Consider the following 17,499-nt stretch of genomic DNA (forward strand, 5'->3'; position numbering starts at 1 on the left):
TAATCTAAAAAAGACATGTTTAAACAATTTATAAAAAGACCCGTTTTGGCTATCGTCATTTCGGTAATCATCTTATTTATAGGTGGACTTGCCATAAAGCAACTCCCTATATCTCAGTTCCCGCAAATAGCACCTACTACGGTAAATATTTTTATCGCTTATCCAGGTTCAAGCTCAGAAGTATTAGTTAACTCTACATTAATTCCGTTAGAAACAGCAATTAATGGTGTACAAGATATGCGTTATATCGCTTCAGATGCAACAAGTGCAGGTGAGGCAACTATTCGTGTTATTTTCGAACCAGGCACAGACCCTAATGAAGCAGTTGTTAGAGTTAAAACACGTGTAGATCAAGTAATGCCTTTGTTACCAGAATTAGTACAAAGAGAAGGTGTAATTATAACACCTATTCAACCTAGTATGTTAATGTACGTTAACCTTTCTAGTGCAGATAAAAACAATGACGAGAAATTTCTATATAACTATGCTTACACTAAAATTATTCCAGAAATACAACGTATAAAGGGTATTGCAAGTGCTAAAATATTAGGAAGTAGAAAATATGCAATGAGAGTTTGGCTAAAACCAGACAGAATGCGTGCTTATAATATTTCTGCAGAAGAAGTTTTAGAAGCTATGGAAGAGCAAAGTATTCTTGCAAGACCAGGTCGTTTAGGAAGAAGTTCTGGTATGACTTCGCAATCTTTAGAATACGTTTTAACCTATGAAAACAGATACAATGAACCAGAACAATACGAAGAGATTATTATTCGTGCGAATAAAGAAGGAGAAATAATTCAATTAAAAGATATTGCTGAAGTAAAATTAGGAAGTGAATTTTTTGACATTTATTCTAATTTAGACGGAAAACCATCTGCATCTATTGTTTTAAAGCAAACTTTTGGTACCAATGGTAGTGATGTTATTAAAGAAGTAAAAGCAAAACTAGCAGAACTAGAAGTAGATTTACCGCCAGATGTAGATTTTCAAATAAGTTATGATGTATCTAACTTTTTAGATGCTTCTATAGAACAAGTATTACACACACTTAGAGATGCTTTTATTCTAGTTGCTATTGTAGTGTTCTTATTTCTAGGAGACTGGAGATCTACATTAATTCCTATTATAGCAGTACCTGTATCTTTAATTGGGGCATTTTTTGTGATGCAATTATTCGGATTATCCATCAACTTAATAACTCTTTTTGCATTAGTATTGGCAATTGGTATTGTAGTAGATAATGCAATTGTAGTAGTAGAAGCTGTACATGTTAAAATGGAAGAAGAAAACCTTAGCCCTTACAAAGCATCTTATGAGGTTTTAGGCGAGATTGGAGGTGCCATTATAGCAATTACCTTAGTTATGGTTTCTGTATTTATTCCTATTTGTTTTATGTCTGGTCCTGTTGGTGTATTCTACCGTCAATTTTCTATAACTATGGCTGGTGCCATTGTAATTTCTGCAATTGTAGCATTAACACTAACACCTGTTTTATGTGCAATGCTGCTTAAAAACAATCATGGAAAGTCTAAAAAATCATTAGTAGATAAATTTATTCTTTGGTTTAATAAAGGTTTTGAAAGATTGACAGGAAAATATGTTGAAATACTTAATAAAATTGTAGCAAGACGTATTGTTACCTTCGGAATACTAATCGCTTTCTGTATTGGTATTTATTTCACAAATGAAGTATTACCAGCAGGTTTTATTCCAAATGAAGATCAAGGAATGATCTACGCTATAATTCAGACTCCGCCAGGTGCAACATTAGAACGCACAAATGAAGTCGCAAAAAAACTTCAAAAGATATGTGAAGAAACTGAAGGAGTAGAATCTGTATCTTCTTTAGCTGGTTATGAAATTATGACTGAAGGTCGTGGTTCTAATGCTGGTACCTGTATTATTAACTTAAAATCTTGGTCTAACCGTAAGCATTCTGTACATGAAATTATGGAAGAACTTGAGGAAGAAACTAAAGATCTAGGTGCTGTAATAGAGTATTTCGAACCACCTGCTGTTCCTGGGTTTGGATCTTCTGGAGGTTTTGCAATGCGTCTATTAGACAAAACAAACTCAACAGATTATCATCATTTTGAAAGTATTAATAATGAGTTTATGAAAGCTTTATCTAAAAGAAAAGAGCTTACTGGTTTATTTACATTCTTCTCTGCAAATTACCCGCAATACGAATTAAAAATAAATAACAAAATTGCAATGCAGAAAGGTGTTACCATTAGCAAAGCAATGGAAAACTTAAATATTTTAATTGGTAGTACATATGAACAAGGGTTTATTCGTTTTGGTAGATTCTTTAAAGTGTACACACAAGCAGCACCAGAATACAGACGTTTACCATCGGATCTTGAAAAGCTTTTTGTTAAAAATGAAGAAGGAGAAATGGTGCCATATTCTGCTTTTATGACGATTACAAAAAAGTTAGGTCCTAATGAAATTACACGTTATAACCTTTATAACTCAGCATCAATAAGAGGTTTGCCAGCTCCTGGTTACACAAGTGGAGATGCAATTAAAGCAATTAAAGAAGTTGCCGCCAAAGAATTACCAAGAGGATACGATATTGCTTGGGAAGGTTTGTCTTTTGATGAAGCTCGCAGAGGAAATGAATCTACATACATTTTTATTGTCGTATTAATATTTGTGTATTTTGTTCTTGCAGCTCAATACGAAAGTTTCTTATTACCTTTTGCTGTAATACTATCACTTCCTGTTGGTGTTTTCGGATCCTTCTTCTTATTAAAAGTTATGGGGTTAGCAAATGACGTATATGCCCAAATTGGTGTAATTATGTTAGTTGGCTTGCTAGGGAAAAATGCAGTATTAATTGTAGAGTTCGCTGTACAAAAACAAAAACAAGGCGCTACTGTTTTAGAAGCTGCTATAGAAGGTTCTAGAGCACGTTTTAGACCAATTTTAATGACCTCTTTTGCTTTTATAGCTGGTTTAATTCCTTTAGTTATGGCAACAGGTGCAGGTGCAATTGGTAACAGAACTATTGGTGGTTCTTCTTTAGGAGGAATGCTAATAGGTACATTAGGTGGAGTTTTAATAATTCCTGGTTTGTATTACATATTTGCAAAAATGGCAGAAGGAAAAAGTCTAATTAAAGATGAATCTCACGAACCTTTATCTGAAAAATTCATTAGAAACAGTGAACATTCTGAAGATCAAACAAAAGAAAATACACAGCAAATAAGTAAGTTAAAAGGACTTTTAAAAAGATTAACTAAAAAAACCAAAAATGAATAAGTCTTTAAAATATTTAAAAATGAAAAAGCATTATGTTCTTTTTGTTTGTACTCTAACAATTTTATACTCATGCGTACCGAGTAAAACAATTATTAGAAATGAAAACAAAAAAGTACCAGAGCAATATAATGATAAAGTGATTGACACTTCCTTAAATGTAGCTGTTATTAAATGGACAGATTTCTTTAAAGACTCTAATTTAGAAGCTTTAATAAATACTGCCCTAACTAATAACCAAGAATTAAACATTATGCTGCAACATATGAACATTGCAAAAAATGAAATTCAGGCTAAAAAGGGAGAATACCTACCAACTGTAAATATCTATGCAGGTGCAGAAGTAGAAAAAGTTGGCGAATATACAAGAAACGGTGCTGTTGAAAAAAACCTAAACATTAATGAAGGAGAAGCTTTTCCTGAACCTTTAAAAAACTTTACTGCAGGTCTCTCTGCTAGTTGGGAAATTGATGTTTGGAAAAAACTTAGAAATGGTAAAAAAGCAGCAGTGTTAGAATACCTAGCTTCTGTAGAAGGTATTCAATTTATGAAAACCCAATTAATCTCAGAAATTGCGAGTACCTATTATGAACTAATTGCTTTAGACAATCAATTAATAATTATAGAGCAGAACTTAGATATTCAGAAAAATGCTTTAAGAATGGTAAAACTTCAAAAAGAAGCAGCAAGAACAACACAACTTGCTGTAAGAAGATTTGAAGCAGAAGTTTTAAAAAACCAAAGTAATAAATATGAGGTGCAACAAAAGATTACAGAAAACGAGAACCTTATTAACTTTCTTGTAGGTAGATACCCGCAAAACGTTATAAGAAATTCTACTAATTTTATTACAAAAGTAATTGACTCGATAGATACTGGTGTTCCATCACAATTATTAGCAAACCGCCCAGATATTAGAAGAGCAGAACTAGAGTTATCTGCTTCTAAACTGAATGTAAAAGTAGCAAAAGCAAATTTTTACCCAACTATAGGTATTAAAGCAAATATTGGCTTAGAAGCATTTAACACAAAGTTTCTAAAAAACACACCAGAATCCTTATTATACTCTCTTGTAGGCGATGTTGTTTCTCCTCTTATAAATAGAAATGCAATAAAAGCAGAATATAAAAACGCAAATTCTAGACAATTACAAGCAGTTTTCGAATATGAAAAAACAATACTTACTGCTTATATGGAAGTTGCAAATCAATTATCGAACAAGCAAAATCTTCAAAAAAGTTTCAATTTAAAAGAGAAACAAGTAGAAACTTTAAAAGAGGCAATTACACTTTCTATTCAACTTTTTAAATCTGCAAGAGCAGAATATACAGAAGTTCTATTAACACAAAGAGAAGCATTAGATTCTAAATTAGAAATCATAGAAACCAAAAGAGATCAACTATTAACAAACGTAAAGTTATACCAGTCTTTAGGTGGTGGTTGGCATTAAAAATAGTTTTTTTAAGTTCATTTAATATTTTCTATTTTCAGAGAAAGACTGCTTTTTAGCAGTCTTTCTTGTTCTATAAAAAACACAAGTAAAATAATTGTAAATCACTATTTGTCAATCAAATAAATAGCACTACATTTGCACTCCTTTTTTAAGGAAAATGAATTTTATTAATATACAAAAACTAATAGTGTAATTATGAACACATTAAGTTACAAAACAGTATCAGCAAACAGCGCTACCGTAAACAAGGAGTGGGTTTTGGTTGATGCGGACGGGCAAACGTTGGGTCGTCTATCTTCTATCGTAGCAAAGCTAATTAGAGGTAAGTACAAACCAAATTATACTCCTCACGTAGATTGTGGAGACAACGTGGTTATTATCAACGCAGAAAAAATTGTTTTAACTGGTAAAAAATGGACTGACAAATCTTATATTCGTCACACAGGTTACCCAGGAGGACAGAGATCGCTAACTGCAACAGAAATGTTTGAGAAAGATCCTACAAGATTAATCGAAAAAGCAGTAAAAGGAATGTTACCTAAAAATATTTTAGGAGCAGCACTTTACAGAAACTTGTATGTATATGCAGGTACTGAGCACAAACAAGGAGGTCAAGAACCTAAAGCTATTAACCTTAACGATCTTTTATAATGGATATAGTACACAAAATAGGTAGAAGAAAAACAGCTGTTGCCCGTATTTATCTTTCAGAAGGTAAAGGAAACATTACTGTAAATAAAAAAGACTATAAAAGTTATTTTACAACAGGTACTTTACAGTATAAAGTACAACAACCTTTAATGTTAACAGAAAACTTAGAATCTTATGATATCAAAGTTAATGTTTACGGTGGTGGAATAACTGGACAAGCTGAAGCAATTCGTTTAGCAATCACTAGAGCATTAGTTCATATTGATGCTGAACACAGAATTATCTTGAAACCAGAAGGATTATTAACTCGTGATCCTAGAATGGTTGAACGTAAGAAATTTGGTCAGAAGAAAGCACGTAAAAAATTCCAATTCTCGAAACGTTAATATTTTTACAGAATTTATTCTGTACTATATTATATCGAGAACTGTTATTATTACACATAATTAATATTAAACAGTTTAGCATCTAAATAGTTAGGACTCGAAAGACTACCTAACTATTGATTTCAAAACAGAAAGTAAACACATTTAGAAAAATGGCAAACGTAAACATTCAAGAATTATTAGATAATGGTGTACATTTCGGACACCTTACTAGAAAATGGAACCCTAACATGGCTCCTTATATTTATACAGAAAGAAATGGTGTTCACATCATCGATTTGTATAAAACTGCTGCAAAAATAGAAGAAACTTCAGAAGCTTTAAAAAAGATCGCTAACTCTGGACGTAAGATTTTATTTGTTGCAACAAAAAAGCAAGCAAAAGATATTGTTGCTGAAAAAGCAAAAGCAATAAACATGCCTTTCATTACTGAAAGATGGCCTGGGGGAATGTTAACTAACTTTGTTACTATTAGAAAAGCTGTTAAGAAAATGGCTTTAATTGATAGAATGAAAACAGATGGTTCTTTTGATGCATTATCTAAAAGAGAAAAATTACAAATCAATCGTCAGAGAGAGAAATTAGAAAAGAATTTAGGTTCTATTTCAGATATGACTCGTTTACCTGGTGCTTTATTTATAGTTGATATCAAGAAAGAACACATTGCTGTAGCAGAAGCTCAAAAATTGAATATTCCAATTTTTGCAATGGTAGATACAAACTCTGATCCAAGACAAGTAGACTACGTAATTCCTGCAAATGATGATGCTTCTAAGTCTATTGACAAAGTATTATCTTATGTAACGAATGCAGTTGCAGAGGGTTTATCTGATAGAAAAGCAGACAAAGAAAAAGTAAAAGAAACTAAAGAAGTTGCAGCTCCAAAAGCGGAAACAGCAACTCCAAAAGTTGAAGAAGCGAAAGCTGAAGTTACTGAAGCACCTGCTGAAGAAAAAAAATAATTTAATAACAACTTAGAGACTTAGGTTTCTAAACAAAAAATAAGTGACATGGTAAAAGTAAGTGCTGCTGATGTTAAAAAATTAAGAGAAGCAACTGGAGCTGGAATGATGGACTGTAAAAAGGCATTAGTAGAAGCAGAAGGAAACTTTGATGAAGCAATAAATGTTTTACGTAAAAAAGGTCAAAAAATTGCTGCAAAAAGAGCTGATAGAGAATCTACAGAAGGAGTTGCAGTAACAAGAATTAATGACTCTAAAACAGAAGGTGTAGCAATCGTATTAGCTTGTGAAACTGATTTTGTTGGTAAAAACGAATCTTTCGTAGCTTTAGGTGGTCAGTTTGCTGACATCGCTTTAAACTGTGCTGATAAGGAAACTTTCTTAGCTGCAGATTTTGGAGGAATGACTGTTGCAGAAAAATTAGTAGAACAAACTGGTGTAGTTGGAGAGAAGTTAGAAATAACTGCTTTCGAAAAACTAGAGGCTCCTTATGTTGGTGCTTATACTCACATTGGTAAAATTGCTGCTATCGTTGGTTTATCTGCTGTTGTAGATAACTCAGAAACTTTAGCTAAAGACGTTGCAATGCAAGTTGCTTCTATGGGTGCATCTACATTATCTTACAAAGATTTTGACCCTGCATTTGTAGCTGCTGAAACTGAAGCTAGAATTGCTGTTATAGAAAAAGATAATATCGAACTAGGTAGATTAGGTAAAACGTTGAAAAACGTTCCTCAATTTATTTCTATGTCTCAATTATCTGATGCTATCTTAGCAAAAGCTGAAGATGCTGCTAAAGCTGAATTAAAAGCTGAAGGAAAACCAGAACAAATTTGGGATAGAATCTTACCAGGAAAAATGGAAAGATTTGTAGCTGATAATACTACTTTAGATATGGAACAATGTCTTTTAGATCAATCTTTTATTAAAGATGAGAAGAAAAATGTTGCGCAATACGTTAAAACGTATGGTGATGTTTCTGTAAGTGGATTCAAAAGAGTTACTTTAGGATAAACATTCTAATAAACATATTTTAAAACCTCGATTTCATATTATTTGAAATCGAGGTTTTTTTTTGTTCAAAAAAAGGAAACTCAAAAAAAAAACGTAATTTTGCGCAACTCACAAAATAAACTATGCAATACAAAAGAATTCTTTTAAAATTAAGCGGAGAAGCTTTAATGGGCGAAAGACAATACGGAATTGACCCAAAACGTTTAGCTGAATATGCAAGAGAAATTAAAGAAGTAGTACAGAAAGGAATAGAAGTTGCCATAGTAATTGGCGGTGGAAATATCTTTAGAGGTGTTGCTGGTGCTGCAAATGGTATGGATCGCGTACAAGGAGATCACATGGGAATGTTAGCAACTTGTATAAATGGCTTAGCATTACAAAGTGCTTTAGAAGATGAAGATGTAAAGACGCGTTTACAAACGGCTTTAGAAATTAAAGAAGTAGCAGAACCATATATTAAAAGAAAAGCCATTCGTCATTTAGAAAAAGGACGTGTTGTTATTTTTGGTGCAGGAACAGGAAACCCTTATTTTACAACAGATACCGCTGCAGTTTTAAGAGCAATTGAAATAGATGCAGATGCTATTTTAAAAGGAACTCGTGTAGATGGTATTTATAATGTAGATCCAGAAAAAAATAAAGATGCTGTTAAATTTGAAAAGATTACTTTTAAAGAAGTAATAGAAAAAGGTTTAAAAGTTATGGATATGACTGCCTTTACATTAAGTGAAGAAAATAATCTACCAATTATTGTATTTGACATGAATACAAACGGAAACTTATTAAAATTAGTTTCAGGAGAAAAAATTGGAACTATTGTTGATAATAAATAAACAAAATCTTTAAAATTACGAGAAAGATGAACGAAGAAGTTGATTTTATAATGGACACAACTAAAGAGGCAATGGATAGTGCTATTGCTCATTTAGAAAAAGAATTAAGAGCTATTAGAGCAGGTAAAGCTACACCTGCAATGTTAGCAAATGTTATGGTAGATTATTATGGTTCTCAAACACCATTAGGTCAAGTGGCAAATGTAAGCACACCAGACCCAAGAACTATTAGTGTTCAACCATGGGAAAAAAACATGTTACAACCAATTGAAAAGGCAATTCAAATAGCCAATTTAGGTTTTAACCCAATGAATAATGGTGATATTATTATGATTAATGTACCACCATTAACAGAAGAAAGAAGAATTGGTTTAGCAAAACAAGCCAAAGCTGAAGCAGAACATGCTAAAGTTGGTATTAGAAATGCTAGAAAAGAAGCAAATAACGAAATAAAGAAAACTGATATTTCTGACGATTCGAAGAAAGACTCTGAGGCAGTTGTTCAAAAACTAACAGATTCTTTTGTTAAAATTATTGAAGACAAACTTTCTATAAAAGAAAAAGAAATAATGACAGTTTAATTGCTGTTGAATTTAAAAAGGTGTTTTTATAAAACACCTTTTTTTTTGCTTAAAACTCAAGTTCTATTTAGTTACCTTTGCATAAAATTTTTCTAAATGAATTTCTGGACAAAAGCTGCAGGCTTAATTTTAAGAAACCGATACATCGTTTTATTAATTATTGCCTTAATAACAGCATTTTTAGCATCTCAAATGAAGTATATGAAGTTCTCATATACAGAAGCAAACCTGTTGCCAGAAGATCACCAAGCAAACCTAGAATACAATAAATTCTTAGAAATTTTTGGGGAAGAAGGTAATTTAGTTATTCTTGGTGTTAAGGATTCTACAGTCTTTACCCCAGAAAAGTTTAATGCTTGGAACAAATTAGTCGAACAATTTGATGAAAGAGAAGAAATAGATTTTACTATTTCGATATCAGATGTTCAGAAATTAAAAGCAGATAGAAAGAAGAGAAAATTTGTTCTAGAACCTTTGTACGAAAAAGATCCTACTACAATAGAAGAAGTAAATGCTATTAAAGAGCAGCTTTTCGAAAAACTTCCTTTTTACGACAACTTACTATTTAACAAAGAAACAGGAACATTACAGACTGCAATTTATATTAAAAAAGAAATTATTAATACGCCAAAACGTAGAGATTTTATTTTTGATGTATTAATACCTGCAATAGATAAATTTGAAAAGGAAAACAATTTAGATGTCCGTGTATCTGGAATGCCGTATATAAGAACACTAAATGCACAAAATATACAAGATGAAATTATACTCTTTGTTGTTGGTGCTTTGGGTATTACAGCTTTAATATTCTTCTTTTTCTTTCGATCGTTTAGAGCCACTTTCATAACTCTTTTAGTAGTAATTATTGGGGTAATTTGGGCTTTTGGTTTTATAGGATTATTCCATTATGAAATTACTGTTTTATCTGCTTTAATACCACCATTAATTATTGTTATTGGTGTACCAAATGCCGTATTTCTTATCAACAAATACCAACAAGAAATAAAGAAACATGGCCAGCAAGCAAAAGCTTTACAACGTGTAATTTCTAAAATTGGAAATGCAACGTTAATGACAAATATTACAACAGCATCTGGTTTTGCAACCTTTGTTTTTGTAAAGAGTAACTTATTACGTGAATTCGGAATTTTAGCTTCGGTAAATATTATTAGTATTTTTATACTTGCGCTGTTGATAATTCCTATTATTTACAGTTTTATGCCACTTCCTAAGAAAAAGCATTTGAGCCATTTAGAAACAAAATGGATTGAAAATGTAGTAAATTGGATGGAGAAAATGGTAAAAAATCAAAGAATAGCCATTTATTTTGCAACCGTTTTAGTAATTGTTTTAAGTATAATTGGGGTTTATAAAATTAGAGTTTCTGGTAGTTTAATAGAAGACATGCCTAAAAACATGGATTTTTATAAAGACATAAAGTTCTTTGAAAAGGAGTTTGGTGGAATTATGCCTTTAGAAATTTTAATAGATACAAAGAAAGAAAAAGGAGTTATGAAGCTTTCCACTTTAAAAAAGATGGAAGAGCTAAATGAAACTATTGAGACTTTTCCAGAATTATCGAAACCTATTTCTGTTGTAAATCTTGTTAAATATTCTAAACAAGCTTATTATAAAGGAAATCCTAAATATTATCAATTACCAACAAATCAAGAACAAAGTTATATTTTTTCTTATACCAAAAATTCAAATAGTGATGCTGGCATGCTAAAAACATTTGTAGATTCTACAGGTCGTTATGCTAGAATAACCACTTTTATGAAAGATATTGGTACAGATAAAATGGATATTATTCAGGAACGATTAAAAGCTGTAATTGCAAAAGAATTTCCTGCAGACAAATACACTGTTTCATTAACAGGTAAAGCATTAGTATTTATAAAAGGAACCAATTATCTAATTAATAACTTAGTAATTTCCTTGTCATTAGCTATTCTACTAATTGCAATCTTTATGGCGTGGATGTTTAGATCTCCACAAATGATATTAATATCACTAGTACCAAACATGCTACCGTTGTTAATTACAGCAGGTTTAATGGGCTTTTTAGATATACCAATAAAACCATCTACTATATTAGTTTTTAGTATTGCTTTTGGTATTTCTGTAGATGATACGATACACTTTTTAGCAAAATACAGACAAGAACTTATAGCTAATAAATGGAAAATAAAACCATCTGTTTACTCTGCCTTAAGAGAAACAGGTGTAAGTATGTTTTACACTTCTATTGTTTTATTCTTTGGTTTTTTAGTTTTTACACTTTCTAGTTTTGGTGGTACTATAGCTTTAGGAGGTTTAGTTTCTGTAACTTTATTACTAGCAATGGTTTCTAACTTATTATTGTTACCTTCTCTCCTATTAACTTTTGAAAAGAAAATAGCAAACAAGAAAGTATTTAAAGAACCAAAAATGAGGATTTTTCCTCCAACAGAAGAAAAGACTGAAGAATAATTAAGACATTATTGACATTTCATTGGTTGTTTAATTTACATCAATAAAGTATCTTTACTTTTTTACAAAGACAATTTCCGAATACAATATATTTAAGATGATGATGAAAAATAGCGTAGCAGAATTATTAAAATCAGGTACAGTATTACAAGAAGTAACAATTAAAGGTTGGGTTAGAACTTTTAGAAGCAATCGTTTTATTGCTTTAAATGACGGTTCTACCATAAACAACATACAATGTGTAATCGATTTTGAAAATACTTCTGAAGAAATATTAAAAAGAATAACAACAGGTGCAGCGGTTTCTATAAAAGGAACAATCGCAGAAAGCCAAGGAAAAGGACAATCTGTAGAAATTCAAGTTTCTGATATAGAAATTTTGGGAGATTCTAATGCAGATGAATACCCTATTCAACCTAAAAAACATAGTTTCGAATTTTTAAGAGAAAATGCACATTTACGTGTAAGAACAAATACGTTTAGTGCAGTAATGAGAGTTCGTTCTAAACTATCTTTTGCAGTGCATAAATATTTTCAAGACAATGGTTTTAACTACGTTAATACACCAATTGTAACAGGATCTGATGCAGAAGGAGCAGGAGAAATGTTTAGAGTTACTTCTTTTGAAGACAACAAAGCACCAGTTACAGAAGACGGAAAAATAGATTATTCTAAAGATTTCTTTGGTAAAGAAACAAACCTTACTGTTTCTGGCCAATTAGAAGCAGAAGCCTATGCAATGGCTTTAGGAAAAGTATATACTTTTGGACCAACTTTTAGGGCTGAGAATTCGAATACAACGCGTCATTTAGCTGAATTTTGGATGATTGAACCAGAAGTTGCGTTTATGGATTTAGATGGAAACATGGATTTAGCAGAAGATTTTATAAAGTCTGTTTTAACTTATGTTTTAGAACACTGTAAAGAAGATTTAGCTTTTTTAGATGAACGTTTTACACAAGAAGAAAAAACAAAACCTCAATTGCAAAGAAGCGAAATGAGTTTGTTAGAAAAACTAAAATTTGTTGCAGAAAACAACTTTAAAAGAGTTTCATATACAGAAGCAATAGATATTCTTAGAAATTCTAAACCTAATAAAAAGAAAAAATTTCAATATCCTATTAATGAATGGGGAGCAGATTTACAATCTGAACACGAACGTTTTTTAGTAGAAAAACATTTTAAATGTCCGGTTATTTTATTTGATTATCCTGCAGATATTAAAGCATTTTACATGCGTTTAAATGAAGATGGTAAAACAGTAAGAGCAATGGATGTTTTGTTTCCAGGAATTGGAGAAATGGTTGGTGGTGCACAGCGTGAAGAGCGTTATGACGTTTTAGTTGAAAAAATGAAAGCCATGAATATTGATGAAAAAGAACTTTGGTGGTATTTAGATTTAAGAAAATTTGGTACAGCCGTACACTCTGGTTTTGGTTTAGGTTTCGAAAGATTGGTACAATTTACAACTGGTATGGGAAATATTAGAGATGTAATTCCTTTTCCTAGAACACCTCAAAATGCAGAATTTTAAAAATAAAACATGAAAAATTTAAAATATTATTTACCTTTTTTTGCTATTATTTTAACAAACGCTATTTATTCTCAGGAAACTATTGTAGTTGAAGAAGTAGAAGAAACTGTAATAGAAACTACAGAAAGCTCTAACTATAGAACCAATAGAAGAAACGTTAAAAATATTTACAAAAAAGGAGAACACTTTTTAACAGGTAACATAGATAATGAAGTTTACATTATTAAAAATAATGCTACAAACCTATATGGATTGCAGGATTTTAATGGAAACTTATTAGTAAGACCAATGTTTAAGAGTGTAAACAAATACAGTTCTTCTAAAAACAGAATTATTGTTTCTATAGATTATTCAAAACATGGAATTATAGATAAGAATGGCGAAATAATTGTACCATTAGTCTATTCTAGTATTAGCTCTCAGAATAACAAGCAATTATTTATTTTAAGTAAAAGTTATAGTAATTATTCTATTGTAGATTATAATGGTAAAGCTGTTTTAGATGGTAATTTTGAAAGAATTTCTGTTTATAATGATGTTATAAAAGTAAAAAGAAATGATGCTTATGGTGTTTTTACTACAAAGGGTGAAGAATTACTACCTTTAGAATATGACAAAATAGAATACAATACTACTTTAAAATTTTTTAGTGTAACAAAAAACGGCGTAAATTCTATTCTTAAAAGAAATGGAGAAAAACTATTTTCTAATAATTATTCTGAAGTAGAAAGCTATGGTAGTTATAGAAATAGTCAGTTTTTAGTAGGAAAAAACGATTTAAAAGGAATTATTTCTTTAGATGAAAAGACAATTATACCTGTTAAATTTCAAGACATAGACAGAAAAAACAATTATCAATTATACACTGTTCAACAAAATAATTTATGGGGTTTATATGATTCTTATTTCGACAAGTTTCTAATTAAACCTGTTTATAAAGAAGTTCATAAATTGTCTAACACTGTTTATCTTTTAATTTCAGATACAAAAAAGACAATAAGAGATATCAATTATAAAACAAATGTTGATGTTAGTGAATTTAATTTTCCTAGTTATTACTTAAGCAGTTCTAAGTATTTAAAAACGGAAAAAGATAATAAGTTTGGTCTTTTAGATGTAACTACAGGTAAACAAGTTGTGCCAACAAAATACGATAAAGTTCGTTCTAGCTATGGTTACATGTCTGGTTATGATAACAAAGACAAAAAATATACGGCTTATGACAAGGAAGGTAAAGTAATAGCAAAAAACTTTAATAATATAAAAAGTATTACTTCTAACTTGTATAAATTAACAAAAAAAGGAAAAGCAGGTTTAATCTATAACGGTAATTTAATTGCAGACATAGAGTACGACATTGTTACTTATTACAGAAATGTAAAATTAATTGTTTTGGTAAAAAAATCTACTTATTCATTATTAGATTATGTTACAGGAGAGATGATTATTAAAGACTCTAAAGAAAGAATAAGTGTTAATTCATCAACAAATAAAATAACACATAATAACAAAAAATATTTCTACTCTTCAGGTCAATTAAAAGAAGAATAAATGTTAAAACAAAGTTTACATTATAAACTCTTACAGAAATTATCTCCACAACAAATTCAGTTGATGAAGCTAATTCAATTGCCTACGCAAGCATTTGAAGAACGTTTAAAGCAAGAGATTGAAGAAAACCCTGCATTAGATACTGGTAAAGAAGAATCTGAAAACATAGATGATGATTTATCTAATGAGTATGATGATGCTGGAACAGAAAAAATCGAAGCTGAAGACATTAATATTGATGAGTATTTGAGCGATGATGAAATTCCTAATTATAAAACACAAGCAAACAACTACTCTGCAGACGATGAAGAGAAGAATGTACCATATGCTGCAGGAACAAGTTTTCATCAATCTTTAAAAAACCAATTAAGTACTTTTAGTTTAGACGATGAAGAACGTTCTATTGCCGAGTTTTTAGTAGGTAGTATAGACGATAGTGGCTATATAAGAAGAGAAATAATAGATCTAGTAGACGATTTAGCTTTTACTGCAAATGTATTTACAACAGAAGAAAAAGTAATTACTGTTCTTAAAAAAGTGGTACATACATTAGATCCTTTAGGTGTTGGTGCTAGAGATCTAAAAGAATGTTTAATTATTCAGTTAAAAGCAAAAGACAAAACAAAATATAGAAGTTTATCTATAGAAATTTTAGAAGATGCTTTTGATCACTTTGTAAAAAAACATTACAAGAAACTTCAAGAAAAATTTCATATTTCTGAAGATGAATTAAAAGAAGTTAACAAAGAAATATCTAAATTAAATCCTAAACCAGGAAGTTCTTATGCTGGTAATAATAAAATTGCAGAACAAATTGTTCCAGATTTTTCTATTAAGCTAATAGATGGTGAATTAGATTTAGTTTTAAACTCTAGAAATGCACCAGAATTGCATATATCTAGAGAATATAATAACATGTTAAAAGGGTATCAAGAATCTACAGTAAAATCTAAATCACAAAAAGATGCTGTCTTTTTTATTAAACAAAAATTAGATTCTGCCAAATGGTTTATAGATGCTATTAGACAACGTCAGCAGACGCTTTTAGTAACTATGAATACAATTATGCAATATCAGTACGAATACTTTTTAACAGGAGATGAGCGTAAGTTAAGACCAATGATCTTAAAAGATATTGCAGACAAAATTAATATGGACGTTTCTACCGTTTCTAGAGTAGCTAATAGTAAATATGTTTCTACACCTTATGGTACAAAATTAATAAAGGAATTCTTTTCTGAATCTATGAAAAATGATCAAGGAGAAGATGTATCTACAAAAGAGATAAAGAAAATATTAGAAACTGTAATTGCAGAAGAAAATAAAAAGAAACCTCTTACAGATGAAAAGTTGGCAGCTATTTTAAAAGAAAAAGGATATCCAATTGCAAGAAGAACAGTTGCAAAATACAGAGAACAATTAGATTTATCTGTAGCTAGATTAAGAAAAGAAATGTAGTGGAAAGGTTTTATAAAGCCATATCTGTAATATTGCATCCTATTGTAGTGCCTACAATTGGTGTTATTTTGTACTTTATATTAATTCCTAACAACTATCCTAGTAATTTAAAATTATCTTTATTAGGTTTAGTTTTTGTAACAACATACATAGTTCCTCTATTAATTTTAATTTTATTTAAAAAATTAAAATTAATAGAAAACTTTAATGCTCATAGTATAAAAGAAAGGAAACTACCTGTTGCTATGATGATTGTATTATTCTATCTATTAGGAAATACAATAGCAAAAATTACAAACCTTAATGATATAAGTTTGTTGTTTTATGCAACAAGTGCTGCGTTAACACTAATATATATCTTATTTTCTTTTCGATTAAAAACAAGTATTCACTTATTATCTCTAGGAATATCTACAAGTTTTTTTATTCTTTTAGGTATAATTTATTCGCAGAACTTTTTAATTGTAGTGATTATAAATATACTTTTTGCTGGTATTGTAGCAAATGCAAGATTACATCTAAAAGCACATACTTCTATAGAAGTTTATTTAGGGTTTTTCTTTGGCTTTATAGCTCCGTTTGCAGTTTACTATTTTTTATAAGAGATAGAAAATAAGTCCAAATTTTAAAATTTTAGTATCTATAGACTCTCCATTAATAGTTGCATTATTAAACATAGGAGTTAAACCGTAAAAGAGGTTAATAGTAAACTCATCATAACCTGCAGATAGCGTTAAACCATATTGTAATTTATTATAAGCACTAATATTGGTATATTTAAACTTATTCGAATCGCTATCTAGATATTGAAATTTATTATTTACGTTATATATAAATTTAAGACCGGTATAAACCCTCCAGAAACTATATTTTTTAGCAGTAGATGTTCTCCATCTAATTTCTAAAGGAAACTCTATATTATGCGCTTTAAATACGTTTTCAGAGATAGAACTATCACTGTTAAAAGAAGAAATACCACTAACTTCATCTACTTTTAATTCATGATTAAAAAAATCATATCCATAACCAATACCTCCAGCAACAGAAAAAGTACCAGACTTATTTAAAATAATATCCTTTATAAAACCTGTAGAAAGAGAATATGAAAAATTACTTTTTGTAATTGTTGTTGGTTGATTGTAAAATTGGCTATACGATACAGAAATGTATAACTGATCATCTGCATATCTATCTCCTATACTTAAAGAATCTTTTTGAGAAAAGATAAATAAAGGAAATATTAAAAAGTAAAATAAAATAAATCTATTTTTCATAACATAAATAACGAAATATAAAGATACAATATTTCAAATTTCTCAAACTTAAATTTAGAGCAAAAA

14 protein-coding genes are annotated in these 17,499 nt (G+C 30.1%); 13 read left to right on the forward strand and 1 reads right to left on the reverse strand.

Features of this window, described 5'->3' with window-relative positions:
- Nucleotides 1-15 precede the first annotated feature (15 nt).
- The 13 genes from SHK09_RS00145 (at nucleotide 16) to SHK09_RS00205 (ending at nucleotide 16,761) form a co-directional block, all read left to right on the forward strand.
- Nucleotides 16-3,267 (forward strand): efflux RND transporter permease subunit, encoded by a 3,252-nt coding sequence (locus SHK09_RS00145; RefSeq protein WP_319808735.1) that lies wholly within the window; start codon nucleotides 16-18, stop codon nucleotides 3,265-3,267.
- A 19-nt stretch (nucleotides 3,268-3,286) separates the two neighbouring features.
- Nucleotides 3,287-4,714, forward strand: coding sequence for a TolC family protein (locus SHK09_RS00150; RefSeq protein ID WP_413774266.1), 1,428 nt, complete (start codon nucleotides 3,287-3,289; stop codon nucleotides 4,712-4,714).
- A 198-nt stretch (nucleotides 4,715-4,912) separates the two neighbouring features.
- Nucleotides 4,913-5,368, forward strand: coding sequence for a 50S ribosomal protein L13 (rplM, locus tag SHK09_RS00155; RefSeq protein ID WP_319808737.1), 456 nt, complete (start codon nucleotides 4,913-4,915; stop codon nucleotides 5,366-5,368).
- Complete coding sequence (rpsI, locus tag SHK09_RS00160) at nucleotides 5,368-5,754, forward strand: 30S ribosomal protein S9 (protein WP_319808738.1); 387 nt, start codon at nucleotides 5,368-5,370, stop codon at nucleotides 5,752-5,754. The genes rplM and rpsI overlap by 1 nt, the downstream gene beginning before the upstream one ends.
- Before the next feature lie 152 nt (nucleotides 5,755-5,906).
- Nucleotides 5,907-6,716: a 30S ribosomal protein S2 gene (rpsB, locus tag SHK09_RS00165; protein WP_319808739.1), complete on the forward strand. Its 810-nt coding sequence runs from the start codon at nucleotides 5,907-5,909 to the stop codon at nucleotides 6,714-6,716.
- Nucleotides 6,717-6,764: 48 nt separating this feature from the next.
- On the forward strand, nucleotides 6,765-7,730 hold the full coding sequence (gene tsf, locus SHK09_RS00170; RefSeq protein ID WP_319808740.1) for a translation elongation factor Ts: 966 nt from the start codon (nucleotides 6,765-6,767) through the stop codon (nucleotides 7,728-7,730).
- A gap of 122 nt (nucleotides 7,731-7,852) precedes the next feature.
- Nucleotides 7,853-8,563 (forward strand): UMP kinase, encoded by a 711-nt coding sequence (gene pyrH, locus SHK09_RS00175; RefSeq protein WP_319808741.1) that lies wholly within the window; start codon nucleotides 7,853-7,855, stop codon nucleotides 8,561-8,563.
- A 26-nt stretch (nucleotides 8,564-8,589) separates the two neighbouring features.
- Nucleotides 8,590-9,144 carry a ribosome recycling factor gene (gene frr / locus SHK09_RS00180; protein WP_319808742.1) on the forward strand — a complete coding sequence of 185 codons (555 nt, stop codon included), beginning with the start codon at nucleotides 8,590-8,592 and terminating at the stop codon, nucleotides 9,142-9,144.
- Between the two features lie 96 nt (nucleotides 9,145-9,240).
- A complete protein-coding gene (locus SHK09_RS00185) occupies nucleotides 9,241-11,616 on the forward strand; it encodes an efflux RND transporter permease subunit (protein WP_319808743.1) in 2,376 nt (791 codons plus the stop codon).
- Nucleotides 11,617-11,716: 100 nt separating this feature from the next.
- Entirely contained in the window at nucleotides 11,717-13,150 is a 1,434-nt protein-coding gene (gene asnS, locus SHK09_RS00190) for an asparagine--tRNA ligase (protein ID WP_319809331.1), read from the forward strand.
- A 9-nt stretch (nucleotides 13,151-13,159) separates the two neighbouring features.
- Complete coding sequence (locus tag SHK09_RS00195; protein WP_319808744.1) at nucleotides 13,160-14,701, forward strand: WG repeat-containing protein; 1,542 nt, start codon at nucleotides 13,160-13,162, stop codon at nucleotides 14,699-14,701.
- Nucleotides 14,702-16,159 (forward strand): RNA polymerase factor sigma-54, encoded by a 1,458-nt coding sequence (gene rpoN, locus SHK09_RS00200; protein ID WP_319808745.1) that lies wholly within the window; start codon nucleotides 14,702-14,704, stop codon nucleotides 16,157-16,159.
- On the forward strand, nucleotides 16,159-16,761 hold the full coding sequence (locus tag SHK09_RS00205; RefSeq protein ID WP_319808746.1) for a hypothetical protein: 603 nt from the start codon (nucleotides 16,159-16,161) through the stop codon (nucleotides 16,759-16,761). Before rpoN ends, SHK09_RS00205 begins: the two co-directional genes overlap by 1 nt.
- Here SHK09_RS00205 and SHK09_RS00210 read toward each other — a convergent pair.
- Nucleotides 16,756-17,433, reverse strand: a complete 678-nt coding sequence (locus tag SHK09_RS00210) for a porin family protein (protein ID WP_319808747.1) — start codon at nucleotides 17,431-17,433, stop codon at nucleotides 16,756-16,758. The two genes, SHK09_RS00205 and SHK09_RS00210, sit on opposite strands and share 6 nt — an antisense overlap.
- Nucleotides 17,434-17,499 lie beyond the last annotated feature (66 nt).

Origin of the sequence: Polaribacter sp. PL03 (assembly GCF_033875165.1) — a bacterium.
Taxonomy (GTDB): domain Bacteria; phylum Bacteroidota; class Bacteroidia; order Flavobacteriales; family Flavobacteriaceae; genus Polaribacter.